Source organism: Paenibacillus camerounensis (assembly GCF_000723885.1).
Classification (GTDB): domain Bacteria; phylum Bacillota; class Bacilli; order Paenibacillales; family Paenibacillaceae; genus Paenibacillus_AQ; species Paenibacillus_AQ camerounensis.
In genome coordinates this window covers 173,526-198,687 of record NZ_CCDG010000021.1, presented here as the reverse complement: position 1 = coordinate 198,687, position 25,162 = coordinate 173,526, and the positions used below count along the sequence as shown (strand labels likewise).

Here is a 25,162-nt window from a genome sequence, read left to right as displayed (position 1 = left end):
GTAGTAACATTTGTCGCTGCTCTGAGAATGATCTTGTAGAAGGGCGGACAATAAATGAGTCGTGTACCTGTCACAGTAATATCCGGATATTTAGGATCTGGGAAGACTACAATGCTCTTGCATCTTTTACTGTGCAAAGAACATTTACGCATCGGACTAATTGTTAATGATTTGGCAGAAGTCAATGTAGATGCAAAGACAGTTGAGCAAAGCGAGTTTTTTACAGACAAGGATCGTCTAGTGGTCATGTCCTCAGGTAGTATCAGCTCAGATTTAAAAAGGGACTTAATTGAAGCTGTATATTATTTGGCTGCTTCGGGTGAAGTGGACTTGATCATTGTTGAAGCCTCAGGCGTTGCGCTCCCGCAATTAATAGCGAATACCATCATTAACGGAGTGACGCGGGATGGGATGCCACTACGTACAATCTCACGTTTGGATACTAATGTAACGGTTGTAGATGGATACAGGATTTTAGGGCAGTTCTCCTCCCAAGATGGCATGTATAACGAGGATTATGCAGATAGCAATCAATTGATTATCAATCAAATTGAATTTTGTGATGTACTTGTCTTCAATAAAATTGATTTGTTAGCTCAAAACGAAAAAGAGTATTTGACATCGTTTATTCGTAAAATTCAGCCGAGAGCTAATTTTATTGAAACTTCCTTTAGCCGCGTCATTGTAAAAGATGTTTTGAACACCGGATTGTTTGATGAAAGCAACGGCATTCAAGACTTTTTGGATACAGAAGATTTAAGTGAATTTGTAGAAAACGAAGCAGACCAGCTTGGCATCCATTCGTTTGTCTACCGCAGAAGAGAACCCTTTCATCCGGTGCGATTTGATGAATTTCTTGATCGTTGGCCGCGGGAAGTAACCCGGTGTAAAGGCGTAATGTGGCTAATCACACAAGCTGAAACAGTGTTCAAGATCTCTCAGTCAGGACGAGCGATGGACATCATTCCAGCAGGTTACTGGATTGCTGCCCTGAGTCCGGATGAAATTAAGCAATTGTTTGATGCTAGAGAAGGACTGAAAGATATTTGGGATGTTCGATTTGGTGATCGTATGATTGAGCTTGTCTTCATAGGAAAAAATATGAACAAAGAGCAAATCATACGCGAGTTAGATGCCTGCCTGGTTCAAGAGGACGAGTCCGTGGATAACAATGAAGACCCGTTTAATGCTGCAGTTTGACAAATTTTTTTAGATGCAAGCGCAGGGTTTTCATTCCTGAGCGCCTGTACCAGAAGCTCTGCGGAAACAATGAAGTGGGAAGACGGGCAGACATATCCGGTGATCCGTGTAGATTCAAGCTCCGCTTCACATCCTTTTTATACCGGCAGACAAAAGCATACTGAAACAGGTGGACGCGTTGACAAGTTCAACCAACGTCTGAACGCCCAGATAGAACGAAAAAACGTTTCTCAGTAAGAAGCAAAATAGGATGTATGAGGGCATGGTGCTTGGCATTGTTAAGGGCAGAAATCGTTTACCAGCTATAGATTGAACAACGGGGAGGCAAGCAGTATAGCAGTAATAAAAATGAGTTGGATTCCTATCCGGACCGGAAATTTCGGCACCGGTTTGCCGCCGATAGTCAACTTGTTCCGGGCGGCATAGATATTGGCGGGGAGCATAGCGATTAGCAGCAAAACCAGGCACACAGAAGCAGCTAATGAGAATGCGGGCAGAAGAATGCCCAGAGCTCCGGCAATTTCCAGAAACCCAGTCCCCGTCACAATCCATTCTTTTTGCGGAAAAACGGGCGGCACCATTTTGACCAAATCCGGCCGCCGCCGTCCCCAGTGGGCAGAAGCACTCAATAGCAACATAACAAATACTGCCCATTGAAGGGAAGTTTGCCAATCATTCAAGTAAGTTAAGCCCAGGAAACCTAACACCCGAAACACAGAAAAAGATACAATTAACGCTATAAAAGGAACCATTATTAATCCTCCCTTTATCTTTATTTTTTCAGAATTCCAGCTATAATGTCCGATACGCTTTGCGCTGAAAGCGACGTATAGGATGAGCGCAGGGATGACCGTACACGCAGCCCCAGTGACAGTAGAACAAACAACTCTGCCGTCTCATCAGGGTTTACATTTTCTTTAACGACGCCGTACTTTTGACCTGTTGTGATCCACTGTCTGGAGACAGATACTGACCGCTCATAGAAACGCTCAAGCACTTCTGCTACCGCCGGTTCATTCTCCTTACCAAGCATGTATAAAAGAATTTTGTTCGTCACTTCATGACTGTCTTCCAGTTCTGCAAGGTTCCTGGAGATGGCCTGCATGGGCCCGTCAAATGTTTTATCCAAGGTGCCTGCTACTTCTTCCTCGAAATGTTCATTAACAGCATCAAGCCGCTCCTCCAGCACCCAGGCAAAAATCTCATCTTTGCTTTTTACATAATGAAATATCGCCCCCTTCGATAATTGCGATTGCTCCATGATGTCCCTTAAGGTAATGGCATGACAGCTTTTGTCGCGCAATAATGCCTTAGTTGCAGCCAGTAGCTGCTGGATTGTTTGCTTTCGGCGGTCTGAGTTCTTCATGGCTATATTCTCCTCTTTGTCCGAGCTTTGAACAGGTTGCTATCTAAATTCATTATATAAACCGACCGTTGGTTTGTAAATAAAAAAAAGGAACTCCCCACATGCGGCGATTTTACGTGACAGACGCATTAGAGAAAGCTGAAGAGCGAAATGCTGCTCTTGAAAGAGCAAAAAAGCATACAAAGAAAGATTCGGAAAACAACATTAAAGTCCCATTACCGTTTTTGATAAGTATCTAATAGCATAATTATTCAGCATGAGCTGGTCGAGAACAAATTGATCAGCTCTTCTTCTGTTATTAAGTGTTTGACACATAGCCAAAATCGAAGAATGAAAAATTAATTTCAGGTAAAACTATTCAGGAAAAAATCGTTAAAAAGGGATTAAAGGAGGACCCGCATGAGAATTAATGATAAAAAAAGCAGCCGGCAATCGAACCGCGAAGAGGAGACTATCCCGCTTAGCAAAGACTCATCCGCCAATGCTGCAATACTCAAAAAGACTCTTGGGGATAGCTCCGATTTAACGATCCGTTGTCTGCAGTTCAATAAGACACATGAAGGATATAAGGATACAACCTGTCAGGTAAGGCTGGTTTACTTGGATGGAATGGTAGATAACCAGGTGCTGCAGGAAAGAATTATACCAGCTATCCAGCATTTGCAATCCGTCCCTTTTAATGAGGATATGATTTCAATTTTTAGCGGAAAGGTAATTTCTGCTGGTCAGGTCAGCCTGGTTGAGGATTTCCAGCATGCGGTCCGTACCATTCTCTCAGGCTGTCTGTTGATACTGATTGACGGATATGAGCAGGGGTTAACGGTATCTATCCAAGGCTACGAGAAGCGCGGAATTGAAGAAACCAAAACTCAGACGGTGATAAGAGGACCTCAGGAAGGATTTACGGAGGACTTGCGTACTAACATCACGATGATCCGCCGGAAAATGAAAGACGAACGCCTGCGCATCGACACACATACTGCGGGACGTATGACACAGACCGATATATCAGTTATGTACATTGATGGAATGGTTAAACAGCAGGTGCTTGATCAAATATGGCAGCTGATTGACCATGTGTCATTAAAAACCGTGCTTGAAGGGGAATATATTGAAGAATATTTGCAGAGCAACAAAGGGACTATTTTTCCTACAGTACTGAATACAGAGAGGCCGGATAGTGTTACAGCCGCATTAGCCGAAGGCAGGGTTGCTCTGTTTATCGACGGTTCTCCCTTTGCCATGATTGTCCCTGCCATGTTCCTGGATTTTATTCAATCGGCAGAAGACAGCTATCAGCCCTATGTATTTTCGAGCTTTATCCGAATTCTCCGGCTAATAGCAGGCGTAATCTGTTTAACTGCCCCCGCTATTTATATTGCAATCACAACCTATCATCAGGATCTGCTTCCAACGCAGCTTCTGCTCAGTTTAATGTTTCAGCGGGAAGGGGTGCCGTTTCCGGCATTTGTAGAGGCTATCCTCATGGAAATTACCTTTGAAATTATTAGAGAAGCCGGAATCCGGATGCCGCGCAATATTGGACAGGCGGTCTCCATTGTTGGAACGATCGTTGTGGGTCAAGCCGCTGTGGATGCAGGCTTTGTATCAGCCGCCATGGTCATTGTAGTTGCTATCACTGGGATATCAAGCTTTGTTATTCCTGCTTATAATATGTCGATTGCCTTCCGGCTTACACGTTTCCTCTTCATGGGGATAGCAGCATCCTTCGGTATCTATGGTTTGACGATCGGTTTCGTGGTACTGGCTGTCCATCTGTGCAGTCTTCAATCTATGGGGCAGCCCTATATGCGTCCCTATGCTCCATATATGAGCGGAGAGCAAATTGACGGATTAATTAGGGCGCCTTATTGGCTACGTTCAAAATTAAAGGGTAAGAAGGATAAGCAGCCGGTATGAAAAAAACAGGAATTTTCACTATGCTAATCATAATGGCTTTAAGCATAACCGGCTGCTGGAGCCGAAAAGAGCTAAATGAGCTGGCAGTCACGATTGGCCTTGGCATAGATAAGACAGAGCAGGGCTATCGGATTACAACACAGGTTGTAGCTCCCCGGCAGGCAGGCTCAAGCAGCGGAACCGGAAGTCCGCCTGCACTGGTGATGTCCACGGAAGAAAAAACAGTAATGGAAGCATTACGAAAAATGACTACTAAACTGCCGCGCAAAATATATCTTTCCCATTTGAGTATACTGCTCATTGATGAAGCTATTGCCAGGGAAGGCGTTCTGAATGCATTGGACTTTTTGTTTCGGGATCATGAAGTAAGGCCTAATTTTGATGTAGTCATTGTCCGCAACGGAAGCGCGCATGATGCACTGTCGATCCTCACGCCGCTTGAACAAATGCCCGCAAGAGATATGTTCGATTCTCTCAATGAATCCGAAAAGGTCTGGGCTCCTACCGCAGCGGTAACGCTGCTTGATTTAATGAAATGGTTTAACACAGAGGGACAGCAAGCCGTAATTACAGGACTCAACCTCGTAGGTGATGTGGAAAAAGGGAAAGGAAAGGATAATATCGCCGTGTTGGATAGTCCGGCAAAATTTGAGTATTCCGGCATCGGAGTGATGAAAGATCAAATTCTTGTGGGATGGCTTAACGACAGTGACAGTAAAGCATACAACTATGTAACCGGAAAAGTGAAATCTACAGTGGGCAAGGTGGAATGCCCGGATAAAGAGGGCCAATACGTAATGGAGCTTGTGCATAGCGAGACGAAAATTAAACCTCTGATTAGAAATGGCGAGCCTGCAGCTTCCGTGGAGATTGCTGTTGAAGCCAACATTGCTGAAGTTGAATGCAAGCTTAATCTTAATGACCGGAAGGTGTTAGAGCAGGTAAGAGAGCTGGCAGCACAGAAGACCAAAGAGCTTATCGATCACGGGATTAAAGAGGTACAGCATCGGTATGCTTCAGATATTTTCGGATTCGGCCAGAAATTTCATCAGAAGTACCCGAAGGAATGGAAAAAGTGGAGAAATGAGTGGCGCCGTTATTTTAGCAAAATGGATGTTGAAGTTATTGTAAAGTATGAGATTAAGGGCAGGGGAAGAATTGTCAATCCGATTCAGAAAGGACTCGTGGAGTGAACCGGTTAATCATACTAGTTACGGTCATGCTGTGGATCTGGCAGGGGATAAAAATTCACGCCAACAAAAAAAGGATTCGTTATTCAATACCAATTCACGGACTATATGCTTGCGCGTTAGTCATGAATATCATATACACGCAGCATTGGATCGGGCCAATCCTGTTGAGACCTTACATCACACTGCTGCAGTTGGTCAATAAAGCTTTGGGGCTTGGGTAAACGAAACAGGAATGGAGGGTAACGGTGACATCACGAGAATTATGCATGCTGCTGACGCTCAGTTATTGGGGAAGTGCATTGTTGGGACTTCCTTCTGTACTCATAGGAGTAAGCGGGAGTGATGCCTGGTTACCCATCCTGCTGGGAACAGGATTTCAATTTCTGCTTATTCCAGTTTTTACAGGAATCTTTAAGCAGATGAACGGAAATACGGTTGGCCAGTATTTGAACCGGATATTGGGCCGGTGGATAGGGAAAGGACTGCTCGCAGTATACCTGTTCTTTGTTCCCTTTCAAATCTTAGTACTGACTCTGCGCAGCCTTGGTGATTTCACCAGCACCGATCTCTATATTGAAACCCCGCCCGCAGCAATATACATCATTATTTTGTTTGCGATGGTGTACTGCTTACATAAAGGAATTTCTGCAGTAGCAAAATCCACAGAGATTACCTTTCCCATCGCAGGTTTATTGCTTGTAGTGTTACTATTATCTCTTTTGCACGGTGCAGAGTGGAACCGGCTTCTTCCGTTTTTGGACAACGGAGCTGGTCCGGTTCTACACGGGACAACGATGTTTATTGGTTATCCTAACAGTGAAATCGCCCTAAGTTTGTTCCTGGCTCCATTTATACAATCCAAACAAACCTACCGGAAGGCTTTATGGCAGAGCAGCATATTGACAGGCCTCGGCCTGCTTTTCCTGACAATCATGGTCACCGTTGTGCTCGGCGAGAATCTTCCGCCCAATATTCCGTACGCCAGCCAATTCGCTGCAAAAACAGTGACCGTCGGCGGCTTTTACGAACGGATTGAGACAGCTGTAACGGTAATCTGGTTTATTGTCATGTTTTACCGGATGATTTTCACCTTCTATATATGTGCCCATGGACTGGCTGATTTATTTGGGCTCAAGCAGCATTTTGCCTTTCTTATACCTTTGGCGCTGCTCTGCATTCCACTTGCCATGCTGGTTTGGGATAATCCGTCGGTTACAGCTGAGATAACGGCTGTCTGGCCGACGGGTGTTATTTTCTTTAATATCCTGTTGCCTCTGTCCTGGCTTATTTTGGGTAAAATCAAGGGACGGCCTGTATCCAAGTAGACTGCCTATGCTTAACATGTGAAGAATTGTAAAATGTAAATATTTATTTTCTATACTCCTGGTGAAAAAACTTATTATCAAAATTTGCTTTTATTTACAAGCCTATTTTATTCAACAGAATAATCATTAACCGGAGGAGCCTGTCAACCGCGGGCTCAATTTGTGTTTTTATCTGGATTAAAATGGGGGAAGGGGATGGAAACGAGCAACGAGGGCATTATGGTATGTGTGCATTATGGTCCACATGGACAGCGGCTTATTCAGAGAGGAAGCCATTTATTGTACCTAAGGGTATGAGCCTTTTTAGAAATACTTATTAAACAAGGATCTATAAAGCACTATAACTGTATACGCCACAAAATATGAGATTAATGTCCAGCCTATGTTCCAGTTATTTCCATATGATACGATTCCAGTTGAAAATGCACCATATTCCATTAGCGTTGTTAAGACGCTGTACAAAGCTACTGCTGCTAAAGCAGAATGTTTATCTTTGTTAATCCCGCTAATCATAAAGCATGCAAGAACAGGGTAGATGCCAAAATCAAACGGAAGTGCAGCGATGTTATACGGGTGTATGCTCCAGAAATCGAAATGAAAACCAACGATATTCATTAACATTGCAACACTTGTGACTATTGGGATATACACAATAAGAAGCTGGACATTTTTCCTTAAAAAATAGATGCATATCCCCCAAGGAATGATAAACGCAATTAGTGTATAGAAGAGAAGCCGGTCAATCTTAAACTCCCCCTAACAATATATTTAAACTCGTTCATTATTTTTCCCACTATTTATTTATTTAGCCTTACAAATACGACTTTTTGACAACCTTCTCATTCTTAAACTTGTTGCCTCTACGGATAGTAGACTCTGGGTATTTTAGTGTACAGTCAACTCGTTCCCAATTGGCAGGGTTGGTATCATCTGGAATAACTTCATCAATAATATCCCGGTAATGCTTTTCTTTACTAACGATAAATTTTGCCATCATTTTAGCTTCTTCTAAATGAGCGAGCATGATCTCTTTTTGCTTGAGTATAATATCATACCGCTTCTGAAGAGTAGAATCTCCCTCTAAACAGAAGTCAACATATTTCTTAATGTCCTCAACAGACATTCCACATTTCTTAAGGTTTTTTGCACCGATTAGCCATCTAACAGATTCATTATCAAAAACACGATTATTATTTTTATCACGTTTTATACTAGGAATTAGTCCTTTATCGGTATAAAAACGAACGGTGTGTTCTGTTAAATTAAGTAATTGGGCCACTTCTTTTACTGTATACAAAAAAAGACCTCCTAAATGCAATTTAATAGTATTGACTTCGTGTAACACGAAGATGCTAGGCTTATATTAACTCAGATAAATCAGAATTGTAAATCATAAATTTGATTACATTTTTTTGATAACTGTTGTAAAGCATGGAGGACTGCATTCATTCGTTTAGCTTGGATGAGACAAGTAGGAGCTTTAATAATTCCATCGAGCAGGTAAGAAATCTCATAGTGAATTTATACTCACATTGAAGAAATTCAATAGAAAAAGGCTTGAGGCGAAAGGACGGGAATAGACACATGAAGGCTATGATGTTAAGAGAAACCGGCGGACCGGAACAATTGAAACTGGAAGAGGTAGATACACCTATACCTGGTTCAAAAGAAGTCGTTGTGCGGCTGAAGGCCGCCGCTGTAAACCGCCGGGATTTGTTAGTCATCCAAGGGCGGTATCCGGGTATTAAGCTGCCGGCAATTCCCGGCTCGGATGGTGCAGGGGAAATTGCCGCGATAGGAGATGAGGTCAGCAATGTTGTGCCCGGTGACCAAGTGATCATTAATCCAGGCTTGAACTGGGGCAGCGATATGCATATTAAAAATGCGGAATTCACAGTGCTGGGCGTTCCTGCAAACGGGACCTATGCCCAATATGTTAAAGTGCCGGCAGAGAATGTCTACTCGAAACCCTCTCATTTATCATGGGAAGAAGCAGCAGCGCTGCCCCTCGCCGGTTTGACAGCTTACCGTGCCCTTGTAACTAAAGGTAAAGTTAAAAAAGGCGAGACGGTACTCATTCCGGGAGTTGGAGGCGGTGTGGCCACTTATATTGTTCAATTTGCTGCTGCACTTGGGGCTAAAGTTTATGTGACCTCCAGCAAAGAAGAAAAGATCGAAAAAGCAAAAAGCTTCGGTGCAACCGGCGGTATCAACTACACAGCAGAGAATTGGGCGAAGCAAGTACAGGACTTAACCGGCGGGATTGATCTGTCCATCGACAGTATCGGCGGTGAAGTATTCAGCATATTGCCTTCACTTGGGAAGATTGGAAGCCGGATCGTCAGCTTCGGAGCAACAAGGGGCCCAGTTCCAAATTTTATACTGCCCAGTATGACGGTTAAAGAAATTTCAGTGATAGGATCAACAATGGGCAGCCCCCAAGATTTCGCTGATATGGTAAAGCTCGTGGAGCAGCATGAAATTCGCCCCATTCTAGACAAAACCTATTCACTGGAGGAAGTACCTGATGCGCTGCTAAGGATAGAAAAGGGAGCAAACATTGGGAAAATCGTTCTGAACATCCCGCAAGATTAGTTAAGGAACTTACTACATTAACTGCAGATATAATGTTGGAGCAGCATGACCGGATTATTTTGCAATTCCCGTTCTATTGGTACAGTACGCCTTCGCTGCTAAAAAAATGGGAGGATGAAGTCCTTGTCTATGGCTGGGCTTTTGGCAGCACAGGAGATAAACTCCACGGGAAAGAATTGCTTGTTTCTGTTAGTACAGGCGGTGCTGCGGAAAACTATTCGCCAAATGGGGAATTTGAATATACGGTTACAGAGTTACTCAGACCTCTTCAAGCGACCAGCAACTTAATTGGTACAAGCTATTTGACCCCATATGTGTTGAATGGTGTTAATCATTTGTCCGATGAGGAACTTGAACAAAGTGCTAAGGATTACGTGACGTATGCATTAACGCCTGAACTTGAAGCACTTGCTTTACGGTAATAAGAGCTGAAGAAAAAAAATGAGGATGATACTACAATAACAAGAAAAGGAGATCGATATTTTATGGTGTTATCACAATCGGCCCGTAATGGAATCGACATGCCTCTCGTAGGTTTTGGTACCTTTCAATTATCAACAGCTCAAGCTGAATACAGTGTAAAAGAGGCGCTTAGAGCCGGCTTTAGACACATTGATTCTTCTGAAGCTTATAATAATGAAGAAGGAACTGGGAAAGGTATTAAAGCAGCTGGTGTTTCAAGAAATGAAATTTACGTAACGACTAAACTTTTCCCTGGTCCAAGTAAAAACTATAAGCAGACCATTGAAACACTAAAAACACAGCTTAAACAGCTTCAGCTTGATTATGTTGATCTTTACCTTATTCATGCCCCAATATCAGACCTTAGACTGGAACAGTGGAGTGCTTTAATGGAGCTGCGGAAACTCGGGCTTGCAAAGCATATTGGAGTATCCAACTACAATATAGATACCATTAAAGAGATTTTGGCTGCAGATCTGGCTAAACCTGAGGCAAACCAAGTAGAGTTTCACCCCATTTGTGCCCAGGCGGATTTGACAGTGTATATGAAGGAAAATGCAATTGCACCCATTGCCTATAGCTCGCTTGCTCCGCTTTCCACTTGGCGAGTTGAAAAAGGACAGGGCGGAGAAGTACTTGCAGAAATAAAAGAAGAGTGTCAAGTGATCACTAAAGAAATTGCTGCAAAATTAAAGGTATCAGAAGCCCGATTACTGCTTCGCTGGGGATTGCAACACGGTTATGGGGTATTAACGAAAAGCAGTAAAGCTGAACGTATCCGAGAAAACTTGGATTTGTTTGATTTTGAGATTCCAGAAATCGAAATGAATCGTTTGAATAAATTAGATCAGAATCAAGCACTGGCTTGGGCTTCGGCTGGTCTTAATCCTATGCAAGCTCCTCCGCTCAAGCATTAAATGCGAACTTTCAGGGGGAGAGGGCAAACACCGTAGGGATTTGATGTAGATGGTTGCATATTTACTCCATCAGCATGTGCTGATGGAGTATTTTCATTTAAAAATGAATAGACACATTGTTGTAAACATCAGGAACAACACAATACCGAAGCAGGTCAAAGAGCCCCAAATCCAACCCAACTACATATGTACAAAATACGGGTTTTGTGAAGAAGTAGTAAGTAAAGAATTCGCATCAGGCTGATTTAAGCTGTTTTATGACCGAATCCGGATATTTCAGTTAACTGAGTATTATGTAATTTTAGTGCTCTATTTCTTTCTTCTATATTGTTTAATTATTTCTGATTTTAGTTTTGATTTTATTTTCTTTAGTTGTTTGATTGTTGTTGTTTATTTTTTGTGCTTTATGTTGTTACTAATGCTTTTACTTATATTGAAATTCAATTAATTTGCACATTTTTACCATATATTATCCTTATATTCGTCTCTTCCTTTTTGGCTAATTCGATGTGATTGAGCTGCTCCCGCTTGATATAATCAGGCTGACCCAGGAACTGCTCCAGAAGCTGGTGATCCTCCAGGACTTTCGAAATGTTGTCCGGTACGGTCACCTCACGTTTTTCCTCACATTTCGTTAAAATAACATGAAGCTGATCGCCAATCTCTTTACGCACTTCTCTGCGGATGAATTCATTGTAAACCAAATAATGCCCGTTTTTTGACGGCAGCAAGGTATGCTCGAACTTGTGACCATCCACTAAGATTTGTACGGGTACCTTACCGCTGGTGTTGAATAATTCCTGAACGGAGTATGGGAAATAAATCACTTTCCATTTCATTTTACCTTCCAGTATCTTAATTTCACTGTCAAATTCCAAATTCATTATCAGCAGCACTCCTTTCATAAAAAAAGCTAATTACGGTTCTTCCATCATCAGTATATCCATCTAATGGGATTACAACTATATTCTAGATTTCGGAACCCAATCCCTGCCTGCACTTTACACGGCTATTGGCAGATTTGTGAATCTCTAAGACTGCAGCCTAAGCTTTGTACCAAGCCCTCATTAACATGGATAAATATGACTATATAATTTTATGAACCCGGGAAAATCTTTCATTTAACATGGATAAATATGCTATTAGACAAACTCCCTACCTTATGATCTGTATAATTTATAAAGGCAGCCAGTGCCTATATGCATCAGCTGCCTCTTCATCACATGAGCAACGTTAATTCACTCGCCTCACCCTGCTCATCCATTCAGTTATCTGGAATCAATCCATTGCCATCCGTTGCTCTGCCTTAGTTATTCCGCCCGTAATAAAGCTTCAGATTCGTCACATCCACCAGATACAGGATATCAATTCCTTTGGGACTGCGGTCCACTGCAAGCCGCTCAATCGGGATGCCCGGAGCAAGCGAGGTTTCAGCCCAGCTGCCGCCCGTATTTACTGCCATGAAAGCACGGTCTGTTCCGCTGCTTTTTACATAATAGATTCTTGCCGCATTACCTGCCCAAGTTACATCTATAGCTGCATTGGTAGGGGCTGCGTTATAGACCGTCTGCAGGTTCCACCCGGAAGCTTCGTAAGTGGCCAGTTTGACTGCAAAGCTTGTACTGCCCACTTCACGGTAACGGTATGCGATTACTGGCCGATTGGCGGAATCAATAGTCATTTTTGCGCTTTGAACGCCTGGACCGCCCGGATCGCTGCCGCTCTGTACATAGGCTTCACCAGGAGCCAAAGGCTGCACAATGTCTGCCGTAGTCAGAGTCACTGGTGTTGTTACCACTGTTCCATCTGCTCTGGTGAATTCGTCCGTAGCCGGACTATATTTCAAATAGGACAGCTGATGACGCAGCGGACTGGCGGCAAAATGTGCCCATTCAAACAAAATGTGCAAATCTCCATTAGAATCAAACACCAGGTCATCCGGATAGGCAGACCGGTTCAGATGTGTAGCAATCACTTTGACCTGAGTCCATACGGAATCTGCATTGTTCCAGCGGAAAAGCACTGCGTCTCTTTTGCCGGCCGGATCTTTATCTGCCCTTACCATTAAATACAAATCCCCATTGGGAGCGGTCGTCACCACCGGATAGGTTACTGTCATGCCCTGAGGCAGTTCATCCGAGTGATTCTGCGGAATGCCGCCGACCGTATCTGAGCGGTAATACCGCCAGGCATTGCTGTGCATGGAAGCAAACACATGAAACCGGCCGCTGCCGTCTCTGGCCATCGAGGGCTGATTATGACCAAGATCGTCAAGGTACTCTGCGGGTGCAGACCCGTCCATAAGCGGAAGCTTGCTCCAATTCCCGTCATTGTCCCGTCTAGCAATAGCAACCGTGTGCTTACCCGGAATAGAGCCCGGAGCATTATAAGCCATATAAGCATATTCAAAACCCAGCCCGTACGTAGCAAGCGGTGCCCACCAGCCTGCCTGATTGCTCGAATCCATCGGAAAAGGAACCGCCTCCAGCACCGGAGCCGCATGTCCCGCTCCCGCCGGCACCAGAGTCAGCATTGCCATTATAACGGCCGCCAGCTTCCATTTCTTCATTTTGTTCAAAACTTCCGCCTCCCTCATTTAAATACATAGAAGACATTGCAGGTACGTCTTATTTAATCCCGCGCAATGTAAACGCATTCACAACAATTCATCAACTCCTCCTTTTATCTGAATATTCAAATCCCGCAGCCCAAAGATAGCACGCCGCACATGGAAATGTTACTGTACTTTTGCAAGAATGCTGTACATACAGAAGCTTTGCAACAAAAAAAGAAAAGTCCGGAATCCGGACTTTTCTGCAGACAGAGATGTATAGATATTTAGCTTGGATCAACACCCGTACCACTGTTATTCCCCTCGCACTTCAGCAGCTCCAGCGCCGTCTCCTCCGTCGTAACCAGCACATTCATATACCCGCCCTGCAAAGCTCCCAGTATCCCCGGCACCTTCTCTATCGATTCTGCTACACCGACAGACAGCCGCGCCTTCGCGATCTGCTCTAAAGTTACAGTAAGTGTTCTGCCATCCAGACTCGTATTAACCGGAACCCCTTCTCCGTTATAAAAGCGTGAGCAGATATCACCGGCTGCCAGGCCGCTTTCAAGCTCGCTGATAACGGCTTCACCGTAAAAGCCTTTCCAGGCTTCGCCTCCCTGAATTTCAGCAGAACCGATGCCGAACAGCGCGATATCGATTTTGTCCCAGTAACCGGTGATTTTTCGCAAATAAGGAGCTTGCAGCAGCATATCTCTGATCTCTCGCTGCCCCGTAATCGCGGGTGCATCAATCATTAGGGACCGTGCACGCCACCTGGAGGCCGCCTGATAACAGAGCGTATTCACATGGAACCGGCTTTCCAGCTGGCCTGAAGGGCCGCCCACCATCGGGATAAAGGTGACAAAAGGCTGATTATCTGCCTGCAGGGCCTCTACTACCGCTGCCAGACTGCTTCCCCAGGAGAAGCCGATCACATCTTTGGTCTTTACCCTCTGCTGCAGCCAAGTGGCGCAGGCTTGACCCATGGCTTTTCTTTTTAACTCACCGGGCTGGTCCGGATCGGCTGCCACTACAATCGCCTCCTGGAGTCCAAAACGGCTGCATAGCTCCCTTTCCAGCGAGAACTGATCTGCATCCACGTCATTAATGGTAATGGTCACAATACCTTCTTCGCGGACCCGCTTCAGCAGCCGGCTGATCGTCGTGCGGTAAATGCCAAGCACCTTAGATATTTCACTCTGTGTCATATCCTGCTCATAATACATCCGGGCAATCCTTATTAGTACCTTTCGCTCGTCATGCTGGTTCACCTAATCGCCTCACTCTTCTATAGTACATTTGACAGATTCAACTATCACTATTATACTCAATCCGCTTCATCTTGCACGTTTTATATTAAAAAGCACAATTGTGCAGAAAAACGAATCCACCCTGGAGATGATTACTTTGGACAAAGAACAGCTGCGTATGAAAGCGGCCCAAGAGGCAATTAGCTATATACAAGAGAATACCGTTATCGGCCTTGGAGGCGGCAGTACGATTGCCTGTCTAATCAAACTCCTTCATGAATGCGGCAGGTGTATTGAGGTGGTAACTCCTTCTGCTGCGACTGCTGCATTATGTATCCGCTACGGCTTACCCCTGCTTCCGTTAGGGTCTGTGGAGCGGATTTCGGTTGCTTTTGACGGATGTGATGAGGTGGATCATCAGTTCAGGGCTTTAAAAAGCGGCGGAGGTATCCATACCAGAGAGAAGCTGGTTGCTGGCATGGCGGATCACTATATTCTACTCGCGGATGAAAGCAAGCTGGTGGAGAGGCTGACGTTCAAGCATCCGGTGGTTCTGGAGATTCTACACGAGGCATTAGGCTATGTGCAGCGTTCAGTCACCTCGCTTGGCGGCAGCAGTACGGTCCGTACAAGTCCGGCGAAGGATGGTTACACTATAAGTGATAACGGGCATCTGCTGCTTGATGTATTGTTCACGGAGCCGGACCGGCTGGAGATTGAAATACTGCAGGACAATCTAAAGAAAATTAACGGTGTTATCGAAACCTCGCTGTTTACAATGGAAGTAAGCGGAGTGATTGTAGCAGGTGAGCACGGGGTCCGGACGATTTTTCGGGAAACATACGGCAAAATTTATTAAGAATGGAGGATTCAAATGAATCAGTTACAATGGGGAATTATCGGGCCGGGGACCATTGCCGCAGAATTTGCAGAAGCACTTCTATGTGTGGGTGGCTCTCTATATTCAGTATCATCTAGAACCACAGTTAAAGCAGAGGACTTCGCCAAACGCTATGGGGCTCTGAACGCTTACGGAGATCATCATGCAATGCTTGCCGACCCTGATCTCGATGTTGTCTACATTGCTACACCACACAGCCATCATTACCAGTACATCAAGGATAGCCTTATAGCAGGTAAACACGTCCTCTGTGAAAAAGCAATCACCGTAAACAGCACGCAGCTGCGTGAACTGATGCATCTCGCAGAACAGAACCGGTTAATCCTGGCTGAAGCCATGACCATCTACCATATGCCGCTTTACCATAAGCTGCGTAAGCTGCTCAATGAAGGGGCAATCGGCCGGCTGAAGATGATTCAGGTCTCGTTCGGGAGCCATAAGGAGTATGATGTGAATAGCCGCTTTTTCAATAAAGACCTGGCTGGAGGAGCACTGCTGGATATCGGGACCTACGCGCTTTCGTTCGCCCGGTATTTTCTCTCACAGCAGCCACACGAGATTCTGACCAACGTTAAGTCTTTTGAGACAGGGGTAGATGAGCAGTCGGGCATTCTTTTACAGAATCATGCTGATGAGATGGCCGTCATATCGCTAACCATGCGGTCCAAAATGCCCAAGCGCGGAATTGTGGCCGGTGAGCTTGGCTTCATGACGGTAGACAATTTTCCCCGTGCCTCAAGCGCTGTCATTCAATATCTGGACGGGCGTCAGGAGCAGATTCAAGCCGGCGACAGCGCCAAAGCACTGCAATATGAAATTACAGCGATGCACAGCCTTATTACCGGCAAAAGCAGCAATGATACACTCCCCCTCTCCCAGGATGTAATGGATATAATGAGCTCGGTTAGGGCACAATGGGGCATTCAGTACAACTGTGAATAATCCGTACCACTCAGGCCATGTAAATACAAAAGACGGTTGCCCGCTAAGGGCAGCCGTCTCTTAATCTGATTATGGTTTGCGAACAGACCGCACGAACCTCTCCAATGCTTCTGTGCTCGTAATGCTATGATTACAGGCAAGATTGTCCATGCAGACATATTGCCCCACAGAGGCGATGTTGTCCTGCGAGGCATGCACAGGCTTGGTTGACACCGAGAGAAAGGCAAGCTCCTGATGCCGGTTGCAGAACAGGCAGTATCCCTTCTTATTCACGGGTAGAAGCCTTCCTTCGATTCCAATGAACCGGCCTTCATAAGGATAGACAATGAACAGCTTGTTGGCAGCGATGTCTAACCAGCTCAGATAGGTGATGTACCGGAAATCTATAGTACTCAGATCAGGTACCTTCAGCTTCTTGGTCTTGGGAAAAAGCTTCTGGATCTGCTTCAGCGTAACGTCCGGATAAGGGACCATGAGCGGCTCCATACTGTCAAGAAAGCGCTGAAAGTCATAACCCGACTCAAAGACCGAAATCCGCTCCAGCAGCTCCCGCTGGTCCGCAGTCAGTTCAGTAAAAGCATTAACCACCGTGTCAGCCGCAGTGTACCTCACCGTCTCCAGCACTCTCCGGTCTGCAACCGTCCGCAGCGTGTTCTGCAGGAAATCCGCCTGCTTCATAATGACGTTAAATTGATGGTTTCTAATAAATGGTGTATTCATAGGTTTTCGCCCCTTAGATATGATAGTTACTCTCATACCGGTGCAAAGCCTACTATTAGAAACGATAAAATCTAGTTTGGGCGACTGGCTTGTAACCTTTTATCGCACCCCACACAAAGTATCGCCCCTGATCAGGCTTTGCATGAGGACAGCCTAGCTAATGAGCAATTCAATAATGCCATCGGGTTAACCCCCTATTCCGTTCACATGCCAAAAGTATAGCAGGAAAGCGGCAATCGCTCAATCACGGCAAGCATGTCTACCGTTCATCCATCATTGCCAGCAGCTGTCCGTAACGCTCCAAGGTAGCTGCATCCTCTACCCTGACTCCCGACTGATAAAAGACAATATTCCCGCTGGCGCTCTCCAGCAGATCATTATTTTCCAGTATCCGCTTCAGGTTCCTCGCCGTGCCTAAGCTGCCGGAGATCAGATCAGTACCTTCCGGGAACAAATCCCGGAGCACACCGGTGAAATAAGGAAAATGCGTGCAGCCGAGCACAACCGTACCATACTGGCATAGATCAAAGCGCGATAATTCCTGCCGCAGATAGCTGCCGACGATCTCTTCATTAAACTGATGGCGCTCGGCGAACTCCACCAGACCCGGAAGCGCCAGACAATTAACGATATCCTGATGATCAAGCCGCTTGACCAGGTTATTGAACTTTTCTTCTTTTAGCGTCAGATTGGTAGCCAGGACGAGCACCTTTTTGCGGTCAATCTCCCATTTCTGCACAGCCGGCTTCACAGCCGGTTCAATTCCGAGGATTGGAAAAGCATACCGCTCACGCAGCTCCTCAATAGCGACGCTGGTTGCTGTGTTGCAGGCGATGACAAGTGCTTTCACCTGCTGGTCGGCAATAAACTGAACGGCCTGAAATATATATTGTTTCACTTCATCTTTTGTTTTCTCTCCGTAGGGGACATTCTGCGTATCTGCATAGAACAGGTAATCTTCATTCGGCAGAAGCTTCAAAGCCTGGTGCAGCACCGTAATTCCGCCGATACCGGAGTCAAAAAAACCAATCCGCATAATTTCACTCTTTTCGTGCTTGATAATTGCTTATCTATTTTACCACATGTGCCTTTGAATATTTGAAAAAAGACAGCCGTATTCGGCTGCCCCATAATTTATGCAAATTCGCGTAATATGTTCTGCTACGGTGATAAAGTGTGCTGCTGTACCGCCCTGTTCTTATGTACAAGGATATTGCACAGAAGCAGACTAAGGGCGACATATACGGCAATCATGCCGATGATCCCGGTCCAGCCGAAATGCCCGTACAGCACACCGCCGCCGGTACCGCTTAGACTTGAGCCCACATAGTAGAAAAAGAGATACAATGCGTTAGCCTGCGACTTGTGTTCATCGGCAACAAGGCCAACCCAGCTGCTGGCAATGGAATGCCCGCCGAAGAAGCCGAAGGCGAACAGCGCCAGGCCGATGATTTTGACCCACAGATACGGATGCAGTGTGCAGAGCGCGCCGCTCAGAATGATCGCCAGTGCCAGGATGAGCACTCCGGTCCGTCCGTACCGGTCAGCCAGTCTCCCCATCCAGGTGGAGCTGAAGGTCCCCATCAGATAGACGACAAAGATACTTCCGACCAGCGACTGGCTCAGATTATACGGCGCACCCGTCAGCTCAAAGCCGATATAGTTGAACAGGGTGACAAAGCTGCCCATTAACAGGAACCCGAGGCCGTACAGACATAACAGCCGGGGGTTGCGGCACTGTGACCAGAGCAGCGGAATAACCCGGCTGAGCTTGCCGGGCTGCTTGACGAAATGGCGCGAGGGCGGAATGACCATCCAGAATATGACGGCTGCTGCAAGTCCAAGCACACCGATTCCGCCGACGGCTACCCGCCAGCTGAACCAGTCGGTCAAGAGGCCGCTAATGATCCGGCCGGCCATGCCGCCGATTGAGTTGCCGCTGATATACAGCCCCATTGCATAACCAAGGCTGGCCGGATCAATCTCTTCCACCAGATAAGTCATCGCAATAGCCGGCAGGCCGGCCAGCGCGATGCCCTGCACAATTCTCAGCAGCAGCAGTACCGGAAACTCCGGGCTGAAGGCAGAGAATACGGCGATTAGAGAAGCTGCAACCAGGGAAGCCGTCATGATGGCCCTTCGTCCTGCCGCATCGGAAACCGAACCGATGAACAGCATGGTCAGCGCCATCGCGATGGTTGTAACCGACAGGGTTAGACTGGCTTTGGTAGGTGTAATGCCAAAGTCCCCGGTTATTTCCGGCATCAGCGGCTGCAGTGTATATAGCAGTGCAAAGGTAACAAAACCTCCGGCGAACAGGGCCAGGCTGATATTGCGGAATTGCGGTGAACCTTGCTGAATCTTCATGACGTCCAACCTTCTTCATGTTAAGAAGCTCCGGTTGCCTTGACAGGACCGGTTGACCGGAACCTTCTGTTTGTATTTGTGTTTACTTGCGGAACAGCTTGCGTTCCATCGAGGTCAGGAATTCATAGCCGTCTGCCGTAACAACAACCGTATCTTCAATCTGGAAGCCGCCCGCTCCCAGCTCATAGTATGGAACCTCGACACAAAGTACCATTCCCCGCTCCAGCACACGGTGGTCACCGGGTGAGAGTGTAATATCATCGTAGAGCTCCAGACCGATGGCATGTCCTACATGCTGGCGGCGGTAATGAGGAATGCCTTCCTTTTGAACTCGCGCTACCGCTGCGTTAAAGACTTCAGACGCTTTGACCCCGGGACGCACCGTCTCAAGCGCCTGCTCCCAGCCGCTGCGCACCGCGGAGAAATGCTGCTCCATCCACGGTGTGGGCTCACCAAGCACAACCGTTCTGCCGATATCGCCCCAATAGCCGTCCAGCTGAAGACAGAGGTCAAAGCGGACCTGATCCCCGTGCTCAATCTCGCGGAAGTAGTTCTCAATCAGCGGCAGTGCACTGCGCGGCCCCGCACCGACAGCAGTCATCGCCGGAGTCCCCCCGGCCTTCATAACAGCAAGCCGGTAATGCTCGGCAATGTCCTTCTCATGTACGCCTGCAGCAATCATATCGATCAGCTGCTGCTCAATCGCTTCATTTAAGTGAGCTGCTCTGCGCAGCCGCTCGATTTCAAACGGCGTCTTGATCTGGCGGATCTGGCGGAACAGTTTATACGCAGGCATAGCTGTCCCGCCGGGAAGGCCTGCCGAGAATTTGGCCAGCATGTCCGGGGCAATTCTCATCTCATCTACCCCTACCGCCTGCCCTTCCAGACCCAGATCCTTCAGTGCAGCGTTAAGTGCTTCTACAGGACCGGCATGGCTGGTTGTATTCTGCATCAGGGAATAGAACAAATCAATATCGGGTGTAGAAGCTTTGCCTTCGATGGAGCCTTCCACAAAAAAGTCACTGTACACATACAGATCCGCGCCGGAAATTCCCATCTGGGCGATAACACCAAGCCGGTTGGTTGGAATGATAACTGCGGGACGGGCATTACTATCCTGCGGAAGCACCGCATAAATCTGCATTGTCCAGTTGCTGGCCCGCAGCTGGGAGCCGAGGATATAGTTAATATTTTCCGGTGTTGTCGCTACCAGTGCAGATAAGCCGTTCAGGGCCATATACTCAGCTGCGCGCGGCCGGTTCACACCGGATACCGAAGCTTGCTCTTGATTGTCCATCAGGTTTTAGGACCTCCTTTATTCTGTCTGCCTCCGGCCAGTGTATCTAGTCCCGGAGCCGTGCGGATGACCAGTTTGATTGCAAAGAACAGCGCAAGCGCAAAGGCTATAAGGACCACAGAAACGACGGCAACCGTCGGGTCCTGCCATTTTTCCATATACAGGAACAGCTGTATCGGCAGCGTATAGCTTCCCTGGCGCAGGATAAGCAGCGCTGTTTCCACCTGGTCAAAGGTGAAGACGAACGCAATTGAGCCTGCGAGCAGCAGAGACAGCTTCAGCTGCGGGAGTGTCACCGTGAAGAATATCTTCAGCGGTCCTGCTCCTAAATCGGCAGCCGCTTCACGGTGCACCGGATTAAGGTTAGCCAGCGCGCTGCCGACAATGGACAGCACAAACGGCAGAACAATTACTGCTTCACCCAGTATCAGGGCAAACAGCCCGCCCGCGATGTGCATTTTGGAGAACAGGATCAGGTAGGCAACGCCAAGCGTAATCTTCGGCATTACCATCGGTGACATGAAGAACGCACGCAGCAGGCCTCTGCCCGGAAAAGAATAATTCACAATCGCCAGCGCAGCCAGCGTGCCGGTAACCAGCGCCAGCAGCACCGCTCCGGCAGAAGCGATCATACTGTTGCGGAAAGCCTCCAGGAACTGCTTCTGCTCACCAAGCTTGCTGTACCATTCAAGCGTCAGCCCTTCCGGCGGAAACTTGCTGGCACTCCCGCTGCTTAGCGAGGTCAGCAGGATCATCAGCAGCGGGAGTAGCAGATACAGACCGATGAGTCCGGCAAACGTATACAGTACCCATTTGTAATTACGGTTTCCTCTACGCATGCTTCTGTCCTCCCGTCCGGGTGCGGCGGAACATCAGCCAGTCAGCGCCCTTGTTCACAAATAGCGACACCAGAATCGACGAAGCAAACAGGAAGAGGCTGGCTACCGCAGCCATTGGCCAGTTCGTATCCAGCGTGCGCTGATAAATAAGGACGGGAAGTGTCATTACGCGTCCGCCGCCGATCAGCTGCGGTGTTGTAAAGGCCGTCAGGCAGAGCGTAAAGACGATCTGTACTCCGCTGGCAATTCCGCGGGCTGACAAGGGCAGCGTAATGGTGAAGAAGGTCCGCCATTTGCCGGCGCCGAGATCATGTGCGGCCGCTTTCAGCGTGCCGTCCGTCTGGGTCAGCACATTAAGCAGCGGAAAGACCATAAACGGCAGAAAAATATGTACAAGCGCGACAACTACACCGGTCTCGTTGTACATCATCTCGAATCCGCTGTCTGTCAGTCCAAGCCGGATGAACAGCCAGTTGATAAATCCCTGGCGTGACAGCAGCAGCTGCCAGCCGTAGGATCTGACGACTGCACTGACCAGCAGCGGCAGGAACGTCAGCAGGAGCAAGGTCTGCTTAATCCCCGGCGACTTCAGGCCGGCAATCACATAAGCCAGCGGATAAGCAAGCAGCAGACTCCAAAAGGTGACTAAGGCTGCGACTCTAAACGTGGTACCGATCAGCTTCCAGTAGTACGGATCGCCAAGAAAGGCGCGGTACGTATCCAGATTCCAGTCGCGGACCATCCGTCCGTTCTCATACAGATCAAAGCTGTACCGGCCAAAAATCAGCAGGCCGCCCAGATATACCACCCCCATCAGGGCAAGTGCCGGCAGCAGAAGAAGAAGCTGCGCCGCCCAGGAGCGGTTCCCTGAGGTGAACAGCCCTGTAAGCCTGCCGGCTGCGCGCATCATAGGGCACCTTCCCGGTCCGGCGACGGATCATCCGGCAGCAGCAGGCCGTCTTCGGGATTGAAGCCTGCAGCCAGGGTATCGCCCGGCACATAACGGGCATCCCCCCGCTGGAACAGGCTGCTCGCCTGCAGCTGGATATGTCCGCCCAGATCCAGTGTATAGCGGATGCTTGCACCGCCATATACACTGTCTGTCACCCGGCCTTCCAGCCGGTTTACACAATCTTTGGCTGCTTCACCGGTCCGCAGATACTCATAGCGGACCGACAGGAACCCTGTACTTCCATCCGGCAGCACAGGTCCTGTTGCCGGCTCCCGGACAGCCAGCTTCACCCCCCCGGCCTGAACCCATACATTTCCCTGCTCTGTGCCCAGTACCTTTACCTTCATCAGGTTGGTATCCCCGATGAATTTGGCCACAAAGCTGTCCACCGGCTGCTCATAGATCTCATCCGGCGTGCCATATTGCAGCAGCCTGCCGCCCCGCATGACGCCAATCCGGTCGGACATATTCATCGCTTCGTTCTGATCATGGGTAACGAAGATGAAGGTGCCCCCGAAGTCACGCTGAATGCGCTTCAGTTCACGCTGCATGTCCAGCCGCAGCTGCATATCGAGTGCGGAGAGCGGCTCGTCGAGCAGAAGAACCTCCGGCTTGTTAATTAGGGCGCGGGCAATCGCCACGCGCTGGGCCTGGCCGCCGGACAGCTGGGATACAGCGCGCTTGCTGTAATCCCCGAGCTGCACAAGCTCCAGCATGTCATGGACCCGCTTTCTGATCTCGGCCTTAGGTGTCTTTTTCACTTTTAGGCCATAGGCAATATTATTGAAAACATCCATATGGGGAAACAGCGCCAGCTGCTGAAAAATCATATTGGAATTCCGCCCGTAAGCGGGAATACCGGAAACATCCTGTCCTGATAGCAGCACTGTGCCCTCATCCGGCTGTTCCAGGCCGCCAAGCATCCGCAGCAGGGTCGTTTTTCCGCAGCCGCTCGGTCCGAGCAGAGAGACGAACTCTCCCCGTTTGACCTGAAGCGAAACCCGGTTCACAGCTGTGTTACCCGCATAACGCTTAATGACATCCCGTGTCTCAATGGCAATGGGCCCCTGTCCGCCGCTCATAGTCTTCATCTCCTGTTCCTGCCGGCTGCCTGGGGCAGCCGGGTTATCTTCTTACCTCTTTGTTCCGTTCATTACAGTTCAGTCTTAACCATACGGTCCCATAGTTCCTTCCAGGCTGAGCTGTTCTTCGCAAGGGTATCCCAGTCCGGGTTAATGCCTTTGCTCTGCTCTTCGGCGGAGAAGGAAGGGTCTGCTTTGTATTTATCCGGAACTACGGCAGTTGTGCTTGTTACCGGTGTTCCAGTAGCATCAGCATATCGGGACAATGCATCCGCACTCAGCAGCTCATTAATGATTTCATTAGCGACTTTCTGCTGCTCCGGTGTAGAGCCTTTTACGACCTGCAGAGAGTACGGGAACGAAATAGCGCCTTCCTGCGGATAAGCTACTGCCAGCGGGGAGCCGCCGTCAATCCAGGTCTGCGCCACCTGTGCGCTGAACGGTGCGATCAGGGCATCACCGGAATCCAGCAGCCCTTTAAGCTGGTCATTGGAGGTTACCAGTGTACCGATCTGGTCGCTGTTGTCAGCCCAGTACTGGAACGCCGGCTCAGGATTCTCGTAGGACGCACCCAGCTCTTCGCCTTTTACAGCCAGCAGCGGGGACAGGTAGGAATAGAACATGTAATCCCAAAGTGCGGTTTTGCCTTTGAACTCCTCGCTGCTCCACAGGTCATTCCAGCTGGTCGGCGGGGTTTTCACCAGATCCTTGTTATAGACAAGCGCAAAGCTGGAGACGCCCCAGACGATGCCTTTATTATCAGCGGTGTGGAACTGCTCGGGAATATCCTTCATATTCGTTACAACCGCAGTATCCAGCGGCTCCCACATATCGTCGTTAATACCCTTAGCCGAAGCATCCGCATTAAAGTAGCCGAAGTTTACAACCGGGTTATTAGGGTCTGCCTGCTTGCCGGCCAGCATTTTCGGGTACATTACGGAGTTCGAGGACTCCTCGAAGGTAACCTCAACATTCGGATGATTCTTGACGTACTCTGCTACAACTTCCTTAGGCACCACGTCCTGGTTGGAACCGGCCCAGATGAACATTGTCAGCTTAACTTTTTCCCCGCTGCCCGCGGCAGCAGAGCTGTCGGTAGCGGCGGCATTGGTTGGAGAGGTATTGCCGGCTGCATTATTAGCGTTATTTCCGCCGCAGGCAGAGAGTGCCACCATCATGGCAAGCGATAATGCAGGTACAAGATAAGTCCGTTTTGTTTTAAACATAGTAGTCATTGGTTGTCTCTCCCTTAGGTTTGATTATTTATGTGGTCATGCTAA

General features: G+C 47.8%; 25 protein-coding genes. 10 read left to right on the top strand and 15 right to left on the bottom strand.

What is annotated here, in order from left to right:
• Window positions 1-54 precede the first annotated feature (54 nt).
• Window positions 55-1,200, top strand: coding sequence for a CobW family GTP-binding protein (locus tag BN3772_RS08820; protein WP_042198837.1), 1,146 nt, complete (start codon window positions 55-57; stop codon window positions 1,198-1,200).
• Between the two features lie 3 nt (window positions 1,201-1,203).
• Window positions 1,204-1,437 carry a type B 50S ribosomal protein L31 gene (locus tag BN3772_RS08815; protein WP_086074470.1) on the top strand — a complete coding sequence of 78 codons (234 nt, stop codon included), beginning with the start codon at window positions 1,204-1,206 and terminating at the stop codon, window positions 1,435-1,437.
• 65 nt (window positions 1,438-1,502) lie between these two features.
• Here BN3772_RS08815 and BN3772_RS08810 read toward each other — a convergent pair whose 3' ends face one another.
• On the bottom strand, window positions 1,503-1,952 hold the full coding sequence (locus tag BN3772_RS08810) for a DoxX family protein (RefSeq protein WP_042198835.1): 450 nt from the start codon (window positions 1,950-1,952) through the stop codon (window positions 1,503-1,505).
• A 20-nt stretch (window positions 1,953-1,972) separates the two neighbouring features.
• Window positions 1,973-2,566 carry a TetR/AcrR family transcriptional regulator gene (locus tag BN3772_RS08805; RefSeq protein WP_042198833.1) on the bottom strand — a complete coding sequence of 198 codons (594 nt, stop codon included), beginning with the start codon at window positions 2,564-2,566 and terminating at the stop codon, window positions 1,973-1,975.
• Window positions 2,567-2,965: 399 nt separating this feature from the next.
• On the opposite strand from BN3772_RS08805, the gene BN3772_RS08800 reads away from it, so the two are divergent.
• The 3 genes from BN3772_RS08800 to BN3772_RS08785 all read left to right on the top strand — a co-directional run bounded on the left by BN3772_RS08800 (window position 2,966) and on the right by BN3772_RS08785 (window position 7,004).
• On the top strand, window positions 2,966-4,486 hold the full coding sequence (locus tag BN3772_RS08800; protein WP_042198831.1) for a spore germination protein: 1,521 nt from the start codon (window positions 2,966-2,968) through the stop codon (window positions 4,484-4,486).
• Window positions 4,487-4,506: 20 nt separating this feature from the next.
• On the top strand, window positions 4,507-5,679 hold the full coding sequence (locus BN3772_RS08795) for a Ger(x)C family spore germination protein (RefSeq protein ID WP_157643567.1): 1,173 nt from the start codon (window positions 4,507-4,509) through the stop codon (window positions 5,677-5,679).
• Between the two features lie 245 nt (window positions 5,680-5,924).
• Window positions 5,925-7,004 (top strand): GerAB/ArcD/ProY family transporter, encoded by a 1,080-nt coding sequence (locus BN3772_RS08785; RefSeq protein WP_157643566.1) that lies wholly within the window; start codon window positions 5,925-5,927, stop codon window positions 7,002-7,004.
• A 303-nt stretch (window positions 7,005-7,307) separates the two neighbouring features.
• Here the strand turns inward: BN3772_RS08785 and BN3772_RS31705 are convergent, their stop codons facing one another.
• Window positions 7,308-7,691, bottom strand: a complete 384-nt coding sequence (locus BN3772_RS31705; protein WP_425280428.1) for a CBO0543 family protein — start codon at window positions 7,689-7,691, stop codon at window positions 7,308-7,310.
• A gap of 124 nt (window positions 7,692-7,815) precedes the next feature.
• Entirely contained in the window at window positions 7,816-8,301 is a 486-nt protein-coding gene (locus BN3772_RS08780) for a MerR family transcriptional regulator (RefSeq protein ID WP_042198820.1), read from the bottom strand.
• Between the two features lie 287 nt (window positions 8,302-8,588).
• Here BN3772_RS08780 and BN3772_RS08775 point away from each other — a divergent pair, with 287 nt between their 5' ends.
• From BN3772_RS08775 to BN3772_RS08765, 3 genes are all read left to right on the top strand, one after another.
• A complete protein-coding gene (locus BN3772_RS08775; protein WP_042198817.1) occupies window positions 8,589-9,599 on the top strand; it encodes a quinone oxidoreductase family protein in 1,011 nt (336 codons plus the stop codon).
• Window positions 9,600-9,634: 35 nt separating this feature from the next.
• Window positions 9,635-10,021, top strand: a complete 387-nt coding sequence (locus tag BN3772_RS08770; RefSeq protein ID WP_244444701.1) for an NAD(P)H-dependent oxidoreductase — start codon at window positions 9,635-9,637, stop codon at window positions 10,019-10,021.
• Window positions 10,022-10,084: 63 nt separating this feature from the next.
• Complete coding sequence (locus BN3772_RS08765) at window positions 10,085-10,978, top strand: aldo/keto reductase (protein WP_042198812.1); 894 nt, start codon at window positions 10,085-10,087, stop codon at window positions 10,976-10,978.
• 440 nt (window positions 10,979-11,418) lie between these two features.
• Here the strand turns inward: BN3772_RS08765 and BN3772_RS08755 are convergent, their stop codons facing one another.
• The 3 genes from BN3772_RS08755 to BN3772_RS08745 form a co-directional block, all read right to left on the bottom strand.
• The gene (locus BN3772_RS08755; RefSeq protein ID WP_052380428.1) at window positions 11,419-11,862 is read right to left on the bottom strand and encodes a YdeI/OmpD-associated family protein; all 444 of its coding nucleotides are present in this window, start codon (window positions 11,860-11,862) and stop codon (window positions 11,419-11,421) included.
• 422 nt (window positions 11,863-12,284) lie between these two features.
• Window positions 12,285-13,547 carry a BNR-4 repeat-containing protein gene (locus tag BN3772_RS08750; protein WP_052380434.1) on the bottom strand — a complete coding sequence of 421 codons (1,263 nt, stop codon included), beginning with the start codon at window positions 13,545-13,547 and terminating at the stop codon, window positions 12,285-12,287.
• Window positions 13,548-13,816: 269 nt separating this feature from the next.
• Window positions 13,817-14,803, bottom strand: coding sequence for a sugar-binding transcriptional regulator (locus tag BN3772_RS08745; protein WP_042198802.1), 987 nt, complete (start codon window positions 14,801-14,803; stop codon window positions 13,817-13,819).
• Window positions 14,804-14,939: 136 nt separating this feature from the next.
• Between BN3772_RS08745 and rpiA the strand changes: the two genes are divergently transcribed.
• Window positions 14,940-15,641, top strand: a complete 702-nt coding sequence (rpiA, locus tag BN3772_RS08740; protein ID WP_244444700.1) for a ribose 5-phosphate isomerase A — start codon at window positions 14,940-14,942, stop codon at window positions 15,639-15,641.
• Between the two features lie 15 nt (window positions 15,642-15,656).
• Window positions 15,657-16,625, top strand: coding sequence for a Gfo/Idh/MocA family protein (locus BN3772_RS08735; RefSeq protein ID WP_042198800.1), 969 nt, complete (start codon window positions 15,657-15,659; stop codon window positions 16,623-16,625).
• 69 nt (window positions 16,626-16,694) lie between these two features.
• Here BN3772_RS08735 and BN3772_RS08730 read toward each other — a convergent pair whose 3' ends face one another.
• The 8 genes from BN3772_RS08730 to BN3772_RS08695 form a co-directional block, all read right to left on the bottom strand.
• Window positions 16,695-17,345 (bottom strand): FusB/FusC family EF-G-binding protein, encoded by a 651-nt coding sequence (locus BN3772_RS08730; RefSeq protein WP_042198797.1) that lies wholly within the window; start codon window positions 17,343-17,345, stop codon window positions 16,695-16,697.
• A gap of 259 nt (window positions 17,346-17,604) precedes the next feature.
• Window positions 17,605-18,381 carry a glutamate racemase gene (gene murI / locus BN3772_RS08725; RefSeq protein ID WP_042198794.1) on the bottom strand — a complete coding sequence of 259 codons (777 nt, stop codon included), beginning with the start codon at window positions 18,379-18,381 and terminating at the stop codon, window positions 17,605-17,607.
• Window positions 18,382-18,506: 125 nt separating this feature from the next.
• On the bottom strand, window positions 18,507-19,712 hold the full coding sequence (locus tag BN3772_RS08720; protein WP_042198792.1) for an MFS transporter: 1,206 nt from the start codon (window positions 19,710-19,712) through the stop codon (window positions 18,507-18,509).
• Between the two features lie 82 nt (window positions 19,713-19,794).
• Window positions 19,795-21,009 (bottom strand): M24 family metallopeptidase, encoded by a 1,215-nt coding sequence (locus tag BN3772_RS08715; protein WP_042198790.1) that lies wholly within the window; start codon window positions 21,007-21,009, stop codon window positions 19,795-19,797.
• Window positions 21,009-21,848 (bottom strand): ABC transporter permease, encoded by an 840-nt coding sequence (locus tag BN3772_RS08710; RefSeq protein ID WP_042198788.1) that lies wholly within the window; start codon window positions 21,846-21,848, stop codon window positions 21,009-21,011. Before BN3772_RS08710 ends, BN3772_RS08715 begins: the two co-directional genes overlap by 1 nt.
• Window positions 21,841-22,758 (bottom strand): ABC transporter permease, encoded by a 918-nt coding sequence (locus tag BN3772_RS08705; RefSeq protein WP_042198785.1) that lies wholly within the window; start codon window positions 22,756-22,758, stop codon window positions 21,841-21,843. The genes BN3772_RS08710 and BN3772_RS08705 overlap by 8 nt, the downstream gene beginning before the upstream one ends.
• Window positions 22,755-23,882 carry an ABC transporter ATP-binding protein gene (locus BN3772_RS08700; protein ID WP_042198784.1) on the bottom strand — a complete coding sequence of 376 codons (1,128 nt, stop codon included), beginning with the start codon at window positions 23,880-23,882 and terminating at the stop codon, window positions 22,755-22,757. Before BN3772_RS08700 ends, BN3772_RS08705 begins: the two co-directional genes overlap by 4 nt.
• 71 nt (window positions 23,883-23,953) lie before the next feature.
• Complete coding sequence (locus BN3772_RS08695) at window positions 23,954-25,117, bottom strand: ABC transporter substrate-binding protein (protein ID WP_042198782.1); 1,164 nt, start codon at window positions 25,115-25,117, stop codon at window positions 23,954-23,956.
• Window positions 25,118-25,162 lie beyond the last annotated feature (45 nt).

Excerpts from the sequence above, each read along its gene's own strand:
- BN3772_RS08820 (WP_042198837.1), top strand. The coding sequence starts at position 55 with ATGAGTCGTGTACCTGTCACAGTAATATCCGGATATTTAGGATCTGGG.
- BN3772_RS08810 (WP_042198835.1), bottom strand. The coding sequence starts at position 1,952 with ATGGTTCCTTTTATAGCGTTAATTGTATCTTTTTCTGTGTTTCGGGTG.
- BN3772_RS08805 (WP_042198833.1), bottom strand. The coding sequence starts at position 2,566 with ATGAAGAACTCAGACCGCCGAAAGCAAACAATCCAGCAGCTACTGGCT.
- BN3772_RS08800 (WP_042198831.1), top strand. The coding sequence starts at position 2,966 with ATGAGAATTAATGATAAAAAAAGCAGCCGGCAATCGAACCGCGAAGAG.
- BN3772_RS08795 (WP_157643567.1), top strand. The coding sequence starts at position 4,507 with ATGCTAATCATAATGGCTTTAAGCATAACCGGCTGCTGGAGCCGAAAA.
- BN3772_RS08775 (WP_042198817.1), top strand. The coding sequence starts at position 8,589 with ATGAAGGCTATGATGTTAAGAGAAACCGGCGGACCGGAACAATTGAAA.
- BN3772_RS08765 (WP_042198812.1), top strand. The coding sequence starts at position 10,085 with ATGGTGTTATCACAATCGGCCCGTAATGGAATCGACATGCCTCTCGTA.
- BN3772_RS08755 (WP_052380428.1), bottom strand. The coding sequence starts at position 11,862 with ATGAATTTGGAATTTGACAGTGAAATTAAGATACTGGAAGGTAAAATG.
- BN3772_RS08750 (WP_052380434.1), bottom strand. The coding sequence starts at position 13,547 with ATGAAGAAATGGAAGCTGGCGGCCGTTATAATGGCAATGCTGACTCTG.
- BN3772_RS08735 (WP_042198800.1), top strand. The coding sequence starts at position 15,657 with ATGAATCAGTTACAATGGGGAATTATCGGGCCGGGGACCATTGCCGCA.
- BN3772_RS08730 (WP_042198797.1), bottom strand. The coding sequence starts at position 17,345 with ATGAATACACCATTTATTAGAAACCATCAATTTAACGTCATTATGAAG.
- murI (WP_042198794.1), bottom strand. The coding sequence starts at position 18,381 with ATGCGGATTGGTTTTTTTGACTCCGGTATCGGCGGAATTACGGTGCTG.
- BN3772_RS08720 (WP_042198792.1), bottom strand. The coding sequence starts at position 19,712 with ATGAAGATTCAGCAAGGTTCACCGCAATTCCGCAATATCAGCCTGGCC.
- BN3772_RS08715 (WP_042198790.1), bottom strand. The coding sequence starts at position 21,009 with ATGGACAATCAAGAGCAAGCTTCGGTATCCGGTGTGAACCGGCCGCGC.
- BN3772_RS08710 (WP_042198788.1), bottom strand. The coding sequence starts at position 21,848 with ATGCGTAGAGGAAACCGTAATTACAAATGGGTACTGTATACGTTTGCC.
- BN3772_RS08705 (WP_042198785.1), bottom strand. The coding sequence starts at position 22,758 with ATGATGCGCGCAGCCGGCAGGCTTACAGGGCTGTTCACCTCAGGGAAC.
- BN3772_RS08700 (WP_042198784.1), bottom strand. The coding sequence starts at position 23,882 with ATGAGCGGCGGACAGGGGCCCATTGCCATTGAGACACGGGATGTCATT.
- BN3772_RS08695 (WP_042198782.1), bottom strand. The coding sequence starts at position 25,117 with ATGACTACTATGTTTAAAACAAAACGGACTTATCTTGTACCTGCATTA.